14 protein-coding genes and 1 pseudogene are annotated in these 17,031 nt (G+C 71.5%); 10 read left to right on the top strand and 5 right to left on the bottom strand.

From position 1 onward, the window contains the following. Window positions 1–88 precede the first annotated feature (88 nt). Together PPSIR1_RS19555 and PPSIR1_RS43230 are read left to right on the top strand one after the other, a co-directional pair. Complete coding sequence (locus PPSIR1_RS19555; RefSeq protein ID WP_198154556.1) at window positions 89–4,546, top strand: nSTAND1 domain-containing NTPase; 4,458 nt, start codon at window positions 89–91, stop codon at window positions 4,544–4,546. Beyond that, window positions 4,543–5,943 carry an SIR2 family protein gene (locus PPSIR1_RS43230; RefSeq protein ID WP_006972857.1) on the top strand — a complete coding sequence of 467 codons (1,401 nt, stop codon included), beginning with the start codon at window positions 4,543–4,545 and terminating at the stop codon, window positions 5,941–5,943. Before PPSIR1_RS19555 ends, PPSIR1_RS43230 begins: the two co-directional genes overlap by 4 nt. Here the strand turns inward: PPSIR1_RS43230 and PPSIR1_RS19545 are convergent. Further along, complete coding sequence (locus tag PPSIR1_RS19545) at window positions 5,931–6,284, bottom strand: hypothetical protein (RefSeq protein WP_006972856.1); 354 nt, start codon at window positions 6,282–6,284, stop codon at window positions 5,931–5,933. The genes PPSIR1_RS43230 and PPSIR1_RS19545 overlap by 13 nt on opposite strands. Window positions 6,285–6,595: 311 nt before the next feature. On the opposite strand from PPSIR1_RS19545, the gene PPSIR1_RS19540 reads away from it, so the two are divergent. Continuing rightward, window positions 6,596–7,849, top strand: a complete 1,254-nt coding sequence (locus PPSIR1_RS19540) for a hypothetical protein (RefSeq protein ID WP_006972855.1) — start codon at window positions 6,596–6,598, stop codon at window positions 7,847–7,849. Between the two features lie 187 nt (window positions 7,850–8,036). Here PPSIR1_RS19540 and PPSIR1_RS48055 read toward each other — a convergent pair whose 3' ends face one another. Then, on the bottom strand, window positions 8,037–8,507 hold the full coding sequence (locus PPSIR1_RS48055; protein ID WP_006972854.1) for a hypothetical protein: 471 nt from the start codon (window positions 8,505–8,507) through the stop codon (window positions 8,037–8,039). On the opposite strand from PPSIR1_RS48055, the pseudogene PPSIR1_RS51290 reads away from it, so the two are divergent. After that, a pseudogene (locus PPSIR1_RS51290) lies at window positions 8,494–8,568 on the top strand (hypothetical protein); the annotation flags it as partial. The gene PPSIR1_RS48055 and the pseudogene PPSIR1_RS51290 sit on opposite strands and share 14 nt — an antisense overlap. A 120-nt stretch (window positions 8,569–8,688) precedes the next feature. Then, window positions 8,689–9,567, top strand: coding sequence for a hypothetical protein (locus tag PPSIR1_RS19530; protein WP_006972853.1), 879 nt, complete (start codon window positions 8,689–8,691; stop codon window positions 9,565–9,567). Window positions 9,568–9,789: 222 nt separating this feature from the next. Here PPSIR1_RS19530 and PPSIR1_RS19525 read toward each other — a convergent pair whose 3' ends face one another. Both PPSIR1_RS19525 and PPSIR1_RS19520 read right to left on the bottom strand, forming a co-directional pair. Then, window positions 9,790–11,829: a hypothetical protein gene (locus PPSIR1_RS19525; protein ID WP_006972851.1), complete on the bottom strand. Its 2,040-nt coding sequence runs from the start codon at window positions 11,827–11,829 to the stop codon at window positions 9,790–9,792. A gap of 28 nt (window positions 11,830–11,857) precedes the next feature. Continuing rightward, entirely contained in the window at window positions 11,858–12,463 is a 606-nt protein-coding gene (locus PPSIR1_RS19520) for a hypothetical protein (protein ID WP_006972850.1), read from the bottom strand. A 47-nt stretch (window positions 12,464–12,510) separates the two neighbouring features. Here PPSIR1_RS19520 and PPSIR1_RS43225 point away from each other — a divergent pair, with 47 nt between their 5' ends. Further along, on the top strand, window positions 12,511–14,337 hold the full coding sequence (locus PPSIR1_RS43225; RefSeq protein WP_086001506.1) for a cellulase family glycosylhydrolase: 1,827 nt from the start codon (window positions 12,511–12,513) through the stop codon (window positions 14,335–14,337). 56 nt (window positions 14,338–14,393) lie between these two features. Continuing rightward, on the top strand, window positions 14,394–15,197 hold the full coding sequence (locus PPSIR1_RS49425) for a hypothetical protein (RefSeq protein WP_198154555.1): 804 nt from the start codon (window positions 14,394–14,396) through the stop codon (window positions 15,195–15,197). 9 nt (window positions 15,198–15,206) lie between these two features. On the opposite strand, the gene PPSIR1_RS19505 is transcribed toward PPSIR1_RS49425, so the two are convergent. Next, window positions 15,207–15,521: a hypothetical protein gene (locus PPSIR1_RS19505; protein WP_006972847.1), complete on the bottom strand. Its 315-nt coding sequence runs from the start codon at window positions 15,519–15,521 to the stop codon at window positions 15,207–15,209. A 67-nt stretch (window positions 15,522–15,588) separates the two neighbouring features. On the opposite strand from PPSIR1_RS19505, the gene PPSIR1_RS19500 reads away from it, so the two are divergent. Genes PPSIR1_RS19500 through PPSIR1_RS19490 form a run of 3 tightly spaced genes read left to right on the top strand, consistent with a single transcriptional unit; the run spans window position 15,589 to window position 17,028 of the window. Then, window positions 15,589–16,011: a CoA-binding protein gene (locus PPSIR1_RS19500; RefSeq protein ID WP_045116356.1), complete on the top strand. Its 423-nt coding sequence runs from the start codon at window positions 15,589–15,591 to the stop codon at window positions 16,009–16,011. A 48-nt stretch (window positions 16,012–16,059) separates the two neighbouring features. Then, complete coding sequence (locus PPSIR1_RS19495; RefSeq protein WP_006972845.1) at window positions 16,060–16,497, top strand: rhodanese-like domain-containing protein; 438 nt, start codon at window positions 16,060–16,062, stop codon at window positions 16,495–16,497. Between the two features lie 9 nt (window positions 16,498–16,506). Further along, window positions 16,507–17,028 (top strand): hypothetical protein, encoded by a 522-nt coding sequence (locus tag PPSIR1_RS19490; protein ID WP_006972844.1) that lies wholly within the window; start codon window positions 16,507–16,509, stop codon window positions 17,026–17,028. Window positions 17,029–17,031: the final 3 nt, after the last annotated feature.

Genomic DNA, 17,031 nt, shown 5'->3' with positions numbered 1-17,031 from the left:
GATCGTGGAGTCGCGCCTGATCACGGTCGAAACGATGGAAATGGTCAATGACACACCGTGCTCGGACGCGTCCTCGCTTCCGCTCGAATTGACGAAGGCCTGGGACCGGGGCGAGCTGGTCCTGTTCGTGGGCCCGGCCCTGGGTCGCTCGGCGGGCCTGGCCGACGCCCAGACCCTCGCCGAGGCAGTATTGGCGAGGGCGGAGTCGTCCCGCCACCTCGAGCGCACGTCGGTGGTCCGCGGATGGATCGCGGACGGTCGCCTCGAGGAGGCCTTCGAGGTGCTCGAGCGTCGAATGGGATCGCGCTTTGTCCGGGGCATCGAGCGGACCCACGGCCTCGGCGAGGAGCGGCGCTCGGCCCTGGCCTCGGCCATCGCCGCGGCCTCGGTCGGGCTGCGAGCGGTCTATACGACCGAGCTGCACCGCGTCCTCGAGCGGGCCCTGGCGGACGCGTGGCCGAGCTTCTCCAGCCCGCAGGCGGATCTGCTGCGTCGCCGCGGGGTCATCGTCAAGCTGTGCGGGACGTTGGAGTTTCCCGAGACCTGGGTGTTGAGCCGGGCAGCGCGCGAGCGCGAGTGGGGGCCGCACACCCTGTGGCGGCGGCTGCTGGCCGCGACGGCGCGCTCGCACTGTCTGTTGATGGTTGGCTTCGAACCGGACGACGAGCTGTGCGAGCGGCTGCTGGCCATCCTCGCGCCGGCGACGGGGGACGCCCAGTGCCCGGGGCACTACATCCTCTTGCCCGAGTGCGGGGCCGAGCGGCGCACGCTGCTCGAGAGCCGCGGCTTCGCGGTGCTGGAGGGGGAGGGGAGCGAGACCCTCGCGCGTCTGGGGACGACAGGCGAGGCCGGGCTCGAGGCGGCGGAGAGCCCTCCGCCGGCGTGTCCCTACCCCGGACTCCAGGCCTTCGACGCCTCCCTCGAGTCGGTCTTTTTTGGTCGCGCGGCCGAGGTCAGCGCGGCCGCGTCGCGCCTGGGCGGCCCGCCCTCGCGGCACCGCCGGTGGCTCGCCATCGAGGGCTCGAGCGGCGTCGGCAAGAGCTCCTTCGTCCACGCGGGGCTCGTGCCCGCGCTGCGTCGGGGCTTCGCCGAGGGGACGCCCACGCGGTGGGCCGTGGCGAGGCTGCGACCCGGCCGAGAGCCCATGCAGGCGCTGGTCGAGGCGCTCGCGGAGGCCCTCGGAGAGCAGGCGCCCATCGACGCGCGGGAGATCTTTGGCGGGTCGAGGGACAGCGGCAGCGATCTGCCGAGCGCCGTGGTCGAGCTCGTGCGCCTGCACCTGCCCCCCTCGATGGCGCTGGCGGTGGTCGTCGATCAGCTCGAGGAGCTGGTCACCCTCGCGAGCCCGCGCGAGCGCGAGCTGTTCGTGAGCTCGATATCGGCGCTGTTGAGCCGCGCGCTGATCTACCTGGTCACGACGATGCGCTCGGACTTCGGCGCGGCCTTGTCGACGACCTCGCCGAGCTTGCTGCGCGTGCTCAACGAAAACGCCGAGCGCTACACCCTCGCGCCCATCTCGCGCGTGGGCTTGCGCGCGGCGATCGCCGAGCCGGCGGCGCGCCTCGGGGTGCGCTTCGACGCGGAGCTGGTCGAGCGCATCGCCAACGACGCGGCCCAGCACACGGGTCAGGGCCGAACCGACGAGGACGGCGTGGTGCGGACGGAAGACGCGGCCCTGCCTCTGGTGGCGCACGCCCTGCGCGGGCTGTGGGACGCCGGCGCGGCGGAGGATGGCGCGGTCAGCATGGCCGAGTACGAAGCGCTGGGCGGGGTCTCGGGGGCGCTCAGTCGCAGCGCGGACGGTCTGCTAGCGAGCTTGGACGCGCGGGAGCTCGAGCGCGTGCGGACCTTGATGCTCGACATGGTTCACCTCGAGGGGGGACGGCTGAGCCGGCGCTCCGTAGCTCGCTCCAGGGCCGTCGAGCTCGCGGGCGGAGGGCCCCGGGGCGAGCGCTTGCTGGGTCGGCTGTCCGGCGAGGGCGGGCCCCGATTGTTGGTGGTCCGGGGGCAGGGGGCCGAGGCCATGGTCGACATCGTTCACGAGGCGCTGCTGCGCGAGTGGGACCGCCTGCGGGCTTGGATCGCCAGCGCGCGGGTTCAGATGGCGCGCGACGAGGCCCTGGGCTGGCGCGCGGCGGCGTGGGCGGAGAGCGGGGCCTCGTGGCGGAGCTTGCCTCGGGGGCCAGAGCGAAGAGAGCTGTTGCGCGGCCACGCGAAGGGGCCGCGGGCCCAGACGCAGCGGCGCTATCAGCAGGCCATGCGCGGCGCGGCGTGGCTGCGCGGGGTGACCTGGGTGGCGGGGATCGGGGGGCTCACGGTGGGCGGGGGGGTGGTCTTGCAGCAATTGAGTAGTGCTCAAGGCGCTCAGTTTCAGACCTCCATCGCGGGTGCTCGCGGCGTTGGGGAGGACTACAGCGACGGAGTGTTTCAAGCGGAGAGCGAAGCCATCTCAGCGCTGGAAGATCAGCGCGAGTACCACGCGGCGCTGACCAGGCTCGTGGGTCTCGACGGTCGTCGCTACGAGGAGCTCCTCGCGGGCGCGATCGCCTGGCCCCTGGTGGCAGGGAAACTCGACGCGCTCGAAGCCCCGCCAGACAGCGCCGCGATCACGGCGCTCGCCGAGGGACCCGAGGGCCTGTGGGTGGGTCGCGCCGACGGAGCCGTCTTGCGCTGGGATTGGGGGGGCGAAGCGGTCCGTGTCGACGGGGCGGACGAGGCCGAGGCCATCGTCAGCATCGCCTTCGACTCCAAGGGCCGGCGCGTGGCCTTGGGGGGGAAGGGCAAGACCTGGTTGGTCGATCGGGAGGGGAAGTCCGTCGCCGCTAGCTTGGCCGGTCGAGCACCGCGCTTCAGCGTTCATGAAGACCGACTGTGGACCCTGGTGGGCAGCTCGAAGAACCCAGACGCGTCGCGCCTCCAAGACTACGACTCGCGCACGGGCGAGCGGCTCGGGGAGGGGTGGAAGCGGCCCGGCCTTCGGGCTTACGGGCAGAACGCCGACGGGGAGCTCGCGCTGGCGTACGGGCGGGGGAGCGACGGGAGCACCATCGAGGGTCCCGGCTTCGAGGCGCTGGCCCTCGACGGGCTCGTGCGGACCTTCGAGTACGTCCCCCCCGATCGCCTCGTCAGCGTGGACTCGCAAGGGCTACAGGTCTGGGACCTCGACTCGGGGCAGGCGCTGAGATCCATGGCGGTCACGAACTACGGCACCCAGCTGCTCGACTGGTCGGAGACGCCGGATGGCGTGCTGCTGTCTGTGTGTGGCGTGACCAACGATGATGATCAGAGGGCGCTGCACCTCGCCAGGTTGGAGTCCGATGGCACGCTCGAGGTGCTGGAACCCCTGGGCATGGCTAGCCCCAACGTCTGCCCGCGTTTCATCCCGGGGACGGCGCTGCTCGTGGCCGAGCGGGAGGTGTCGACGGTGTCGATCTACGACGCTTCCGCTGAGGCCTCTGCCGACAGGGAGCTCGCGCGGCTGTCGACCTCGGCGGAAGTCTCGGCGCTCGCCGTGGCAGGCTCGGGTCGTCGGGTGGTCATTGGCCAGGCCGACGGGGGCGTCTCGGTGTGGGGGCTCGACCGGCGAGATCACTGGTCGCGGCGGGAGCACCCGCAGGGCGTGAGGGCGGTGGCCTTCTCGGCCGACGGGCGGACGCTGTACAGCGGAGACTCGAGCGGGCGGTTGAACAGCTGGGAGCTCCGGGGAGACCTCCAACGTCAACAGCTCGGGGCGGGTATCGTCGCCCTGACGACTCCGGCCCGAGGGGAGATCGGGCGGCTCTTGACGAGGTCGGGGGAGCTGTTCGAGTGGGACGGCATGGGCAAGAACTCGCAGGGAGAGCCCCGATGGTGTCGACCCACGGCCGCGGAGTTCAGCGCGTCGGGGGATCGGCTGGCGCTGCTGTGCAAGAGCGGGCAGGCCCAGGTATGGGCGCTCGACGGCGGTCGGTGGGAGGATATGGCCTTGCCCATTGCCGCGGCCCCGCGGGTCAGCGCGATCGCGCTGGCGCCGGGCGGGGACGCCCTCGCGCTAGGCTACGCTGACGGGCGCCTCGAGCGATTCTCGCTGTCCGAGGACCAGGCGCGCCTCGAGCTGGCGATCGACTCGGCGCACGAGGGCCGCATCGACGCGTTGGCCCTCGACCAGCGCGGCGAGGTCTTGGTCAGCGGAGACTCGAACGGTGATGTCTATCGGTGGGCGCTCGGAAGCTCGGAGCCCGCGCCCGTCGATCGGGTCGATGCGCCGCTCGTCGTGGCCGTGACTACCTCCTCCGACGCAGGCGATCCCTGGCTCGTCGCCTACGGAGGCGGGACTGCGGGGGAGATCGAGTTCAGCGATGGGCGCGAAGAACTCGAGGCGTGCCCTGGCCACGAGCTCCTCAGCCTGGAGTTTTCCGAAGACGGCACCATGCTCGCCGCGGGCTGCGGCGACGGGGAAGTCCACGCCTGGCCCCTGGGCGCCGCGGCCATGCGGCGCTTTGCGTGCGCGCGCCTCTCGGACACGGGCCGAACCCCTGAAGCGTGCGCGGAGACACCCAATCCATGACCATGACCATCGACTTTGACGAACTCCAGGCCACCCGCGAGCCCTTGGTGCTCTACGTCGGCGCTCAGCTGGCGCGCGAGGCCGGTCTGCCCTCCCGCCGCGAGCTCGCGGTCGCGCTGACCCACGCCTTGCCGCGCCAGCTCTCGACCGCGCGAGCGAGGGAGCTGCGGGAGCTCGCCGAGGTGGGCGAGCTCCCCGACGCGTTCACGGAGCTCGAGCGGGAGCTGACCCCCGCGCGCTTTGGCCGCGAGGTCGAGCGCTCGATGCAGGCTCCGCGCTCCGAGCTGCCGCCGCTGGCTCGGGCCGTGGCTCGCCTCGCCCCGCGGCTGCGCGGCGTGGTCACGCCCAACCTCGACCGCGTGCTCGAGCGGGCCTTCGAGTCGCGGCTGGTCCCTCACCTGCGCCCGAGCACGGCCCTGCTGAGTCGGCGAAACTGGCTGCTCAAGATCAACGGCACGCTGCCCGAGCGCGGCTCTTGGGTGCTCACGCGGGAGCAGCACGCGCGCGTGCGTGTTCGGGACCCCAGCTACGCCAACGTCCTGCGCGCCCTGTTCATGGCCCACCCCGTGCTGTTCGTGGGGACGACGGCCGAGGACTCGATCTTCGAGGAGGTGGTCGGCTACGTCCGCGACCTGGCCGAGGGCTCTCCGCCGCGGCACTGGGCCCTGCTGCCCGAGGCGGAGCTCGATCGCGCGACCTCGATCAAGCTCGACGAGGCGGGCATCGCCGCCATCCCCTGCGAGACGCCGGCGGACACCTTGGCGGCGCTGCGGGCTCTCGAGCCCGGTGCTTCGGCGCAGCCCGTCGCGGCGGCGGTGCCTCGACGCGCCCCGCCCCCGCGCGGACCGCTGCGGATCTTGTTCGTCTCGGCGAATCCTGGCGATCAAGATCCGCTGTGTACGGAGCGGGAGCAAGCTGCGATTCAGCGGGCGATCCAGGTGTCCAGGGAGCGGGATCGCATCGAGCTGACCTGTCGCGTCGCGGCTTCTTTCGCCGACCTGTCTCGGGCGCTGCTCGAGGGCGCCTACGAGATCGTCCACATCGCCGGGCACGGCGAGCCGCTCGGGATCATCTTGGACGAAGGCGGCAGCATGCGCGTGCCCATGGCTGAGCTGGGGTCGCTCTTTGACGAGTACTCCGGCCCCGCTGGGGCGCTGCGCTGCGTGGTCCTCAACGCCTGCTGGAGCGAGAGCGCGAGCGAGGCGATCGGGACCGTGCCGACGGTGATCACGATGCGGGGCCCGGTGGATGACGGCGCGGCCCTGGCCTACGCCGAGGGGTTCTACGAGGCCCTCGGCGCCGGGCGTGACTTCGCGGCCGCGCACCGCGAGGGGAGCCGCCGCGGTCGCCTGCGCGCGCCCAGGGGCAGCGCGCCGCAGCTGGTTCAGCGCGGCTGAGCGTGGGCGCTGGCGTGGGTCGGTTGGCGGGGTCGGCCGTTGAGCTCGATCTGGACCTGGCACAAGGCTGTCTGGGCGCGCAGGCGCAGGCCAAAGCCCTTGCGGCGGCCGACCTCTGCGCCGTGCTTGGCCATCGCGGCGGCGGCGGCCACCGCCACGGGGAGTGCCAAGAAGGCTCCCCAATCGTCGATGACGGCGACTCCGACGAAGTAACCTCCGAGTCCTCCGAGCAGGCAACCAATCACGCCGTAGGAGAAGGCGTGGCTCCGCTCGAGCTCGTCGGCTTGGGCGTAGAGTCCGTTGGCGAAGGACTGGATGACGCTGGGGTCGTACTGGATCATGGCGGCGGTCCGGTGATGCTCCGAGCGTGTTGGTTCGTGTCGAGGCAGTGAGCTGACGCGTGAACGAACCGCGAGCGAGCGTCGAACCATCGGGCGACGCGGCGCACCGGAGGGGTGTGGAAACCCGTGAACGAAGTGCGTGCGTGTCGTGTGGGGAGACGCTCCCGGTCGAGGCCCTGTGGTGCCCCCAGTGCGGAGCGCGAGCCGAGGATCCGCTGGAAGTACCGGCGAGCTGGGGCGAGGCGAGCGAGCCAGGCTCGACCCGCTCGCCTCGTCGAGGTCGCCGGGCCTTCATCATTGGCGGAGCGGGCGTGGTGACGGCGGCCTCCGTCGGTGGCGCGCTGTGGTCCGTGAGCCGGCGTCGCGGCTCGGCGGGCTTCCTGGACCAGGGCAGCGCGCTCGGGATGGCGTACGCCCCCGACCTGTCTCGGGTGTACTCGCGCGCCGCCTACGAGCCCGTCGTGGCCTCAGCGGCGCCCTACCGCGTGGTGGCCGAGCGCGCCCGCGCGAGCGTGACCCCCGTGCGGCTGCGGGCCGTCGAGATCGACGCGATGGTCGACGACATCTACCACCGGGACGGCGAGGTGGTGCTGGTGGGGGAGCAAGACGGCATGCTCGTCGGCTTCGCGCATCGCTACCTCGTGGACATGCGCTACCCCACCAACGACCTGCACAGCGACGGTCTGTTTGGGTCTGCGGAGTGGGGCGAGCACGCCCTCGTGCTCGATGGACGGCGCTATCCCTTGCGCCAGCGCGCCGCTCACGAGCGGCCCCGCTCCGGGGACGAGCGGATCACCTGGGAGGCCGTCGGGGAGCACGACGCAGCAATTTTGTACATCCCGCCGAGCTTGGGGGCCTTTGCCCAGCTGCCGAGCCTGGGTGTTCCCGAGCCCGCGCGAGCGCTCCGCGAAGCGCTGAATAATTCTGCGAGCTTGTTTGGTCTCGACTTCGTGCTGGTGTCGTCGGAGGCCTTCGATGATCTGGTCCAGGGGGCGCGGGCGAAGCGGCTGACGCTGCCGGTGTTCTTCGCGGGCGTGGCTCTGGGCGCGCTGTACTTCGGGCCGCTGCTCGGTCAGCTCGGCGTGGCTGCGCTGATCTCGGAGTCGAGCCTGGCCCAGCTCGGGCGCCAGGTCGTCGCCAAGGCGTTGCCCAGCGCGGTCCGGCTGATCCAACAGTGCGCGTCCAAGGACGGCCTGCGCACGGTCGGCGGCGAGGTGCTCGAGCTGCTCGGCGTGGACTGGCCCGAGGACGCCCGCGGCTTGGGGATGATCGCGACCTTCGTGGACGCGATGTTGGAGGGCTCGGAGGGGCAGTTCGTCGCGCACTCGGGGCGGGGCGTCGAAGGGGGGCAGCTGTTCTTCCCCGAGGAGCAGCTGAACCTGAACGTGGAGCTGCTCGGGCGGGGGCTCGCGCGCCTCGATCTGAGCGAGCTCGACGTGTTGCGGGAGTACCCCGAGCTGGTCGAGGCTGCGTTCATCGCCATGGACGCCGGGCGCAACCTGGCGGCGAAGTGGCGCGAGGACGAGGGCTACCGGGAGACGGTGGAGACCCTGCAGCGGGGCTGAGTCTGCTTTGCCCCCACAGCCGCCTGGAACCGGGGGCGCTTGTCGCTGTCCGCTCCTCCGCTTTGGCTTGGTGGGCAATGGAGCTCGTGCCTGGGAGAGGGCAGGTGGTCGCCCCCGCGAGCGAGGGCGTGGAGTGGACGTGGGGGGCGTCGTCCACGACGTCAAGAGTCGACAGAGACTCGAGGTGTCACGCGCCGAGTTGGGCTGCCGCGCTGAGCCAGTAGTAGGTCTCGCCCTCGGATTCGCGCGTCGTCACCCGGCCCTGCTGGACGAGCTTGGCGAGCGCTTGCTCGCGCAGCTCGTCCATGGTCTTGGACACGCCGAGTTCGGCGTCGACCATGGAGGCGAAGATGGTGAGCAAGATGCCGCCTTCGCCGACCGGCGCGACGTCGAACCAGTTGAAGCGGTTCGCCTGGAAGAGCTCGCGCTTGGTCATGGCCAGTCCCTTGCGCCGAGCCTCGGTGAGGATGGCGACGAGGGCCTCCTCGAGCGCGTCGGGCTGAGGCTTGGGGTGGAGGATGTCATCGATTTTCTTGGGCACGACGCCTTCGTGCGCGGGGAAGGGAGCGGGTTTGCTCAGGGGGCGTGAGCTGGCTCGTTCGCTGGGCGCGAACCACCACCCGCGGTCGCGCACGGTCGCGGCGATGGCGAAATTCATCCGCTTCAACAAGTCTCGGCGCGGACTCGGAGTCTCGCTCGGTGTACGGGGAGCTCGGGTCTCCGTCGGGCCCCGGGGCACGCAGGTCTCGCTGGGGGTCGGAGGGTTTCGCTACCGCAAGCGGCTGAGCCCGCCGTCGGCTCCACGCCGGCGGACACCCAAGCGCTCCTCTCACGTCGACGTGCTCGTGCCGCGGTCGGAGGCGGGGCGGATCCTGACGGCGACGGCATCCGAGCTCGCTGCGAGCTCGCCCGATGACAGCCTCGAGGAGCTCCAGACTCGGATGCGACGCGCGAAGCAGTTCAAGTCGCTGGGCTGGAGCGTGCTCGTCGCTACAGTGCTCGCGTACGCCTATTTGGAGGCCCTGGGGATCGTGGTCGGGGTTGTCTTCGGTGGTGTCGCAGGCGTCCTATGGTGGCGGGAGCGGGACGAGCGGCGCGCGTGCGGGCTTTCCTACGACCGCGAGAACCCCGAGATCCTCGCGCGTCTGGGCCTCGCCCAGCAGGTCGGTCAGGCTCTGGCGTCGGCGCGAGGGCTCTGGCACATCCATCACTCCGTCAAGACGAGCGATTGGAAGCGAAACGCTGGGGCCGACACTCTGCTCAGGCGAACGTCGACGAGGAGCGCTGTTGGCAGCTTGGCGGGCATCGTGCTCGATATCGAGGCGTGGTCCGTACCCGTTGGCCCACAACAGCTGCTGTGGCTGCCTGATCGCTTGTTGATCTGGGACGGGCGTAGCCTCGCTGGAGTCCCCTACGATTCGCTCCAGGCAGAGGCGACCGCCACACGCTTCATCGAAAATGGTCGCGTGCCCAAGGACGCCCGCGTCGTCGACAAGACCTGGCAGTTCACCAACAAGCGCGGCGGCCCCGATCGTCGGTTCAAGAACAACCGTCAGCTCCCCGTGGTCGCCTATGGCAGGCTCGCGCTGCGGACAACCTCGGGCCTGTGCATCGACCTGCAGACCTCCACGGTCGAGGCTGCTACCGCTGCCGCGAGCGCGGTACAGGCCCTGAGCGCGCGCGCCCGGATGGACGCGCTGAACCCCGCGCCTAGCTGACGTGGGCCGCGATCGCGTCCTGCAAGCGCGCGTGGATCTCGAGGGCCGGGAGGGCCGCGTCCTCGCTCAAGGCCAGGGCCAGCTCGACGCCCACGCCGGGCACGACCATGCGCCCTCGGCGAGGGCTCGGCGGGCGTCTTGCCAGCAGCGCAGGGCATCGAGCTCGGTCGCGCCCACGCGCTGACGCTATCACGAGCTCGAGCGAGGGCCAGCGCACCCGGCTCAGCGTTGGAGGAGGGCCAGCGCCTCGGCGATGGCGGCGTCCCGATCGGCGAGGGCCGTGTCCTCGGCGAGGGCGATGGCGAGCTGCTCGATCGCGGCCGCGACCGAAGCGTCGCCCGCCTCGTCGAGGGCCGCGAGAGCCTGGACCTCGAGGAGCTGCCTGAGCGCGCGCTGGATCAGCTCGAGCTGCGGGAGCGCGCCGCCCTCGGCCTCGGCCGGGCTGTCAGCCACGCGCGCGAGCAGGTCGATGGCCTGGTCCACGCCGGCCCCGGCCTGGGCGCTCGCCTCGAGGGTCAAGGTCGCGTCGGGGCTGTAGCGGGTCAGCCCGCCGAGGGTCCCGGTGTAGATGGCCCCGTCGATGCCCACCGTGGTCGCGGCGTAGAGGGAGTTCTCGCAAAACTGCGGGTCGGCCTCGACGGCCTCGACCAGGGCCGGGACGCCGGCGAGGGGCCCAAAGGCAGACAGGTCCCCGGCGCACTCCGTGTCCGAGGCCCCCCACAGCCGCGATTCGCCCGTGGCGAAGTCGACGCCCTCGATGCCCCACGCGCCGTCGCGCTTGCCGACGCCGTAGATCAGCCCGGTGGCCGCGCTCATGGTCGGGATGCCGTTGGGCACGCTGACGTCGGGGTTGGCCCACACCGTCGAGCAGGTGCGGGTGGCGGGGTCCCAGTCGACGCGCTCGATGCCCTTGGGGGCCTTGTCGGCCTGGCCGCTCTCGAGGGCCGTGACCAGGTTCTGGACGGCGGCGATGCCCTCGACGATGGTCGGCTCGTCGACGAGGTTGTTGACGACCACGGCCGCGTGGCCGCGCACGAGCACGGACTGCTCGGACACCGAGGCCGTCGCGCTGGGAACACCGAAGCGGATCGGGACTTCACAGGCGATGCGCGGATCCTTGTCGGGGCCGATGGGCTCCCAGTCTGCGGGGACCTCGTCGGCCCACATCAGCACCAGGTGCATGAGCTCCTGGCCGTCGGTGAGGACCACGAAGCGGTCCTCGTCGGCGCGCGTGCCCATGAGGCTGGGCGTCGAGCCGGAGCCGGGGCCGAGGCGCACGGGGCTCGTATTGCCCTCGGCCTCGTAGGTCGCCCGCCAGGTCTGGCCGAGGGCGCCGCCGACCTCGTCGAAGCGGTACATGGCCTCGCTGCTGACCACGAAGATGCCCCCGCGCTCGTCGATGGCGATGTTGTTGGACACGATCTCGAGGGCGTCGGGGTCCGGCGACGCGCCGCAGCTGTCCCCGTTGATGGCGAACACCTGGGTCGCGGCCTCGTCGAAGCCCTCGGGCCCGCCGCGGGTGAGGATGACCTGGCCCTGCTCCGTGACCAGGACCAGGGCGCCGTCGTAGCGCAGGCCGACCCCGGCGATGACGTCCTCGGGAGAGCACAGCCAGCTCTCGGGCAGGAACACGCGGCCGGCCAGGGCGATGCCCGAGTCGGCCACGCCCGCCTCGGCGTCGGCGTAGAAGGACACGAAGTTGGCTCGGGAGACCACGAAGTGGCCGGCCGCGTCGATGAGGGTGTAGGCGCCGGTCACCCCGAGGGGGACCACCGGCGGGTTGTCTTCGCGCTCGGCGGGGGCGTAGAGGTCGACGACTTCGAAGCTCTCGCCGTCGAGCTTGACGATGGCGGTCTCGAGGCCCTGGACGCCGGCCCAGATCGCCCGCTCGCCGCCCTCGTAGGCCGCGGACACCGTCATGATCACGGGGATGCCGGTGACCTCGGCCCGGTCGACGCTGAGGCTCGCGCCGGGGGCGGGGGCGGGCGAGGCCGAGGACGCCTGGGCGTAGCTGCCACGATGCGAGGTGGCCCAGGGGCTCGCGGCGAGGCCCGCGTTGCACAGCGGCTCGTCGACGGCCAGGGGGGTCAGGCACAGGTCCGGGGGGAGCTCGGGCAGGGGGGTCTGGCCGGTGTCCGACTCGCCGGCCTCGTCGTCGCTCTCATCGTCCGAGCCTGTCGAATCCCCGCACGCGCCGAGCGCGAGGGACAGCGCCAGGGAAGGGCGCAGGAAGCTTCGACGGACACCAACCCTGCCAGACATTGAGCAAGCTTAGCAAAGCTCAGGGCGGTCAGTCCTCGCGTCGGCGGTGCGGTGCGGGGTCGGCCTCGGGCAACTCGAGGGGGCCGTAGCAGCCCTCGACGATTGCCAGGAGCTCGCGCAGGTCCTGGGCGCGGCGCTTGCGATCGTGGATCAGGGTGCTGGCGATCCCGCCGACGAAGATGAACGCGGACAGGGCCAGGGCGGCGGGGTGGAGGCCGCCGATCGCGAGGGGAGCGACGGCGAAGGCGAGCCAGCTGAGCACGCCCATGAACGCGCGGGTGCGCTGGTCTGGCGTGGCCGCGAAGTTGCGCGCGCGCAGTTCGAGGCGGGCGCCGCGGGGCGTGGCGACGACGCGGCCTTCGACGGCCGGTCCCACGGTGAAGTCGCCGCTGAACATGGCCTCGTTGGGGCCGTCGTGGCCCGAGCGCCAGGGCTTGTAGAGCACGAAGCCCTCGCCGGTGGCGACCGCGAAGGGCTTCGGCCCCCGGGCTCGAGCCGCTTGCTCGGGCGTCAACACTCGACAGCCCGCTTCGTGCAGCATCTCGACGACGGCCCCCGGGCTAGCCGCGAGCTCGTAGCGGCGCGACCCCGTCGGCGCGGGGAGGTGGCGGTCCAGGCCTTCGAGCTCGCCCATGCTTCGAGACCCTACCAGGGGCGCCGACGAGCCGTGTAGAGTGGGGCATGGTCGCGTTTGGATGGTCCTGGGAGCGCCCCTCGTCGTGGTCCGTACCCGTCGCCTCGCTGGCGGTGGCGTTGGCCGCCTGTCAGGGCTCGGCGACGCCGAGCTCGAGCCCGAGCCCGGCGGCGGAGCTCGAGGCGAGCGCGGCCGAGCCCGTGCTCGTCGATGACTTCGAAGACGGCGACGGCCGCTCGCCCCTCGGGGGCTACTGGTACGTCTATGACGATCAGGGCAACGGCGGCGGCTCGGTCGTCGAGGTGCCCAGGGTCGGCGACGCGATGAAGATGGAGGGGGAGGGCTTCGAGTCCGAGCGCTCCCTCGAGGCCGGCTACCGCCTGGACCAGGGCAACCTGAGCTACCCGCCCTTCGTCGGCATCGGCAACGCCCTCGAGGGCCCGCACCGGGACCTGCGGGCCTTCGCGGCCCTCGAGTACAGCTACCGCGGGGGCGCCCACGAGGTGCGCATCGAGACGGCCAACGTCACCGAGTACGACTTCCACGCCATGCAGGTCCCGGCCTCGTCGACCTGGCGCACGGTCACCCTGGACTTCGCGCTGTTTCGCCAGGGCGGCTGGGGCCCGAAGGTCCCCATGGAGCTCGAAGATACCCAGGCCCTCGGGTGGCAGGTGCGGGGCAAGACCGGCGACGAGGGGGCCTTCGAGCTCGACGACGTGCGCCTGCTGCCGGCCGGCTCTCGCGGCCCCCGCAAGCGGACCCTGACCCTCGACGAGCCCGCCCCGCCCGCGCCGGCGCAGTTGGCCTCGATGGCCATCGACCACCCCCTCCAGGCCACCGCGATGCGCTCTCTGGACCGCGGCTACAACCTGACCAACTGGCTCGAGCAGGGCGCGTTCACGGGGGAGTGGACCTACGGCGAGGCCTTCGTCGAGCGCCTCGCCGCGGCCGGCTATCGCAGCCTCCGCCTGCCCATCGATCTCGACCTCTACGTCCTCGACCAGCCCTCGCGCAGCGCCGGGGACGGGCTGCAGCTCGACCCCCACCTGTTCGAGGTGCTCGACGCCTTCGAGGCCTGGACCCGCGCCCACGGCCTCGGCCTGACCATCACCTACCACCAATACGACGGCTCCTACCGCGTCGGCGACGCGGCCGTCGAGGCCGAGATGGTCGCGCTGTGGGGGGCGGTGGCCGAGCACTTCGCCGACAACCGGCGGCCGGACCTGTTCTTCGAGCTGCTCAATGAGCCCGAGCTCGCCGCCGGCGGGTCGGGGCCGAGCGCGGCGCAGTGGACCGAGCTGAGCTCCGCGATGCTCGCCGCGATCCGCGAGCACGACCGCGATCGCCCCGTGCTGTTCGGCGACGTGAAGTGGTACGACATCGACGCCCTCGTCGAGCGCGAGCCCTTCGACGACCCCAACGTCCTCTACGTGTTCCACTTCTACGAGCCCTTCGTGTTCACTCACCAGGGCGCGAGCTGGGCCGGCATGGGGACGACCGGCGGCGTGCCCTACCCCTACTCCGTCGAGCGCTGGTCCGAGTACCGCGAGGACTTTGGCTTCTCCGAGTTCAACGAGCCCTGGCAGCTCGACTTGCTGCGCAACTACCCGCGCACAGGCAACCGCGAGGCCATGCGCAACCGCTTGGTGCAGGTCAAGGCGTGGGCGGTGAAGCACGGCGTCCCGGTGATCTGCAACGAGTTTGGGGTCTACGCGGCCGCCTCCAAGGAGGAGGACGCCGTCCGTTACTACACCGACCTGGTCGCGCTGTTCGCCGAGCTCGAGATCCCGTGGCACGCGTGGTTCATGCTCATGGACGCCGAGACGGGCGCGGTCGACCCCGACCACGCTCGCGCCCTGCGCCTGGGCGATTGAAGCCTCCGGGCCGTTCGCGCGTCGGTCCTGACATGCCCGAGCGCTCCGCCCGTGCCGTGAGTCTCCCGCCTCTTCGTTCGGGTCCGGGCTCGGCCCTGGCCGCGCCCTTCCGAGTCGCCGCGTGGGAGCTTCGGGAGGTGTTCAGCCACAGGCTGCCCACCTTGGGAGGGGCCACGGGCACGGTGCTCAGCTTCGCGTTGTTGGTCGGGCTGGTGGCCTGGGCGCCAGCGGCTGAGGCCGAGGTCGAGCCCGCCTTCGAGGTCCAGTTCATCCCCGGGACGATCGTCGACGCGTCCGAGGGCGATGCGCTCGACGAGGCGGCCCCGACGGAGAGCCCGGAGGCCGAGGCTTCGAGCGAAGATGCGCCGAATGTCGAGGCGCCGAGCGAGGACGTGCCTCCGCCCGAACAGCCGGTCGAGTCCGTGACCGAGTCGGAGACCAAGCCGGACCGCCCGACACCCACACCGACGCCGACACCCACGCCTTCGCCCGACCCGTCGCCGTCGCCCACGACCAGCCCGCTGACCAACGCCAACGCGTGGTCGAGCGCCGTGGCTTCCGGCGACCCCTGGGCCGCCTCGGTCATGAAGGCCCTCGCGGCCATGCAGGTCCCCGCGTGGGGCGGCCAGATCCCCAAGTCGAGCCCCTATCGCTTCCGCATGCAGGTGTGCACGGACGGGAGCGTGCGTCGGGTGCTGCAAAAGGGCAGCACCGGCGACGCCAACCTCGACGCCAGCCTCAAACATGAGATCGAGCGGCTGAAGCTGCCGCGCATGCCCGCGAGCCTCGCCAAGGGGCTCCCGAGCGACTGTGTGACCCTGGCCTACGGCTTTGCCTGGACACAGTCTGGCGTCCGCTGAGCCCCAGGCTCAGCCGAGCAGGCCCAGGGCGTAGAACAGCCCGAGCACGATCACGAGGGCGACGACCTGGTAGATGACGATCGCCGTCGTGTTCGACTTGCCCGTCTTGGCGTTGTAGGTGTAGCTGCAGTCCTGGCACTTGACGTGGTTGAGTAGCTTTTGACCGACCGCGCCGCCCCACCACGTGAAGCTCGGCATCTCGACGTGGGTGCTGCCGCAGTTGGGGCAGGGGACCCAGCCGTTGGGCATGAGCGAGTCGTAGCCCGGGGTGGGGGAGCTCGACGGATCCTCGCTCGGCGGCTGGTAGAAGTTGGGGTCGGTCATGGATTTAGAATAGCGTAGAGCGAGATCTCGCGCGTAACCCACGGGCTGCGTCGACGAAGTGACCGACATGGACCGTGTCCGAGCCGTCCTCGAGCAAGCCAAGACCGTCGCGGTGCTCGGCGCTTCGCTCCAACCCCAGCGCGCCGGCCACTACGTCCCGGCCTACCTCCACGCCCAGGGCTACCGGATCATCCCGGTCAATCCCCTGCACCAGCGCCAGGGGGAGTCGGCGTGGGGCGAGCCCTTCCGGGCGACCCTCGCCGAGCTCCGCGAGCCCATCGACGTCGTCGACGTGTTCCGCCACCCCGGCTTCTTGCCCGCGCACCTCGACGACTTCCTGGCCATGCAGCCGCTGCCGCGCACTGTGTGGCTGCAAAGCGGGATTCGCCACGAGGACTTCGCCCAGCGCCTGCGCGAGGCTGGCGTGGAGGTCATCCAAGATCGCTGCATGCTCGCCGATCACCGCGTCCTCGGTATCGCGCCAAAGTAGCGCGCTCGGGCGTGAAGGCTTCCCGGCGCGCCCGGTTATGATGGTTCCATGAGCCTGTCTCGCGCGCTCGCAGCCTCCGCCCTGCTCACGCTCTGCACCCTCGCGCCCGCTTGCCGCAGCGAGCCAACCGACGCCACCGCGAGCTCGGCCACGCCAACGAGCGACGCCCTGCCGCCGGGCCCCTACGGCGATCGCGATCCGGCCCTCGCCAAGCAGCTCGTCGACGGCGGCGCGCTGCTCCTCGACGTGCGCACCCCACGAGAGTTCGCCGACGGCCACGTCGAGGGCGCCGTGAACATCAGCCACGACGAGGTCCCCGCGCGCCTCGACGAAATCCGCGAGCTCGCCGGGGGCGACGCGCACCACCCCGTGGTCATCTACTGCCGGTCTGGAGGTCGGGCGGGGAAGGCCAAGGCCGCGCTGCTCGAGGCCGGCTTTGACCGCGTCACCAACCTCGGCGGCCTGTCGGACTGGCCCGCCGAGTAGAGGCTCGAGGTGTCGCGCATCTACGCCTACGTCGGTCCCCCGGAGATTCGCCGAGCCGTCGCGGACACACCCGCGGGCGTGGAGATCCGCGCGCCCGCGGACTTGCTCGGTTGGGCCCGCGCGCAGCCCGAGTGGGACGCCGACACCCTGACCGCGACCTTCGTGGTCACCCTCGCTGGTGTCCTGCGCGTCGCACCGCGCCGCTCCGAGCACGTCGCCTGCGCGGGCGGCCAGGCCGTGCTCGCGGCTGGCGAGCTGACCCTGCGCGCCGAGCCCGAGCTGGCCGTCGAGGGCGTCACCAACCAGTCCACCGGCTACTGCCCCGAGCCCGCGTGCTGGTCGGCGATCCTGCCTCGCCTCGAGGCCCTCGGCGTTCCCCACCCCGCCGAGCTGACGCGGGCCTTCGTATTTCGTCGCTGCCCGGCCTGCGGCGAGCGGAACGTGGTCAAGGAGGGCTGGTTTGTCTGCGACCTGTGCGGGGCGGACCTCCCCGCGCACTGGAACTTCGCAGACTCGGGCGAGGCGCACTGAGTC

The sequence above is a fragment of the Plesiocystis pacifica SIR-1 genome (assembly GCF_000170895.1).
Classification (GTDB): domain Bacteria; phylum Myxococcota_A; class Polyangia; order Nannocystales; family Nannocystaceae; genus Plesiocystis; species Plesiocystis pacifica.
The sequence above is the reverse complement of the archived record's forward strand: the minus strand, read 5'-3'. Positions and strand labels throughout refer to the sequence as shown.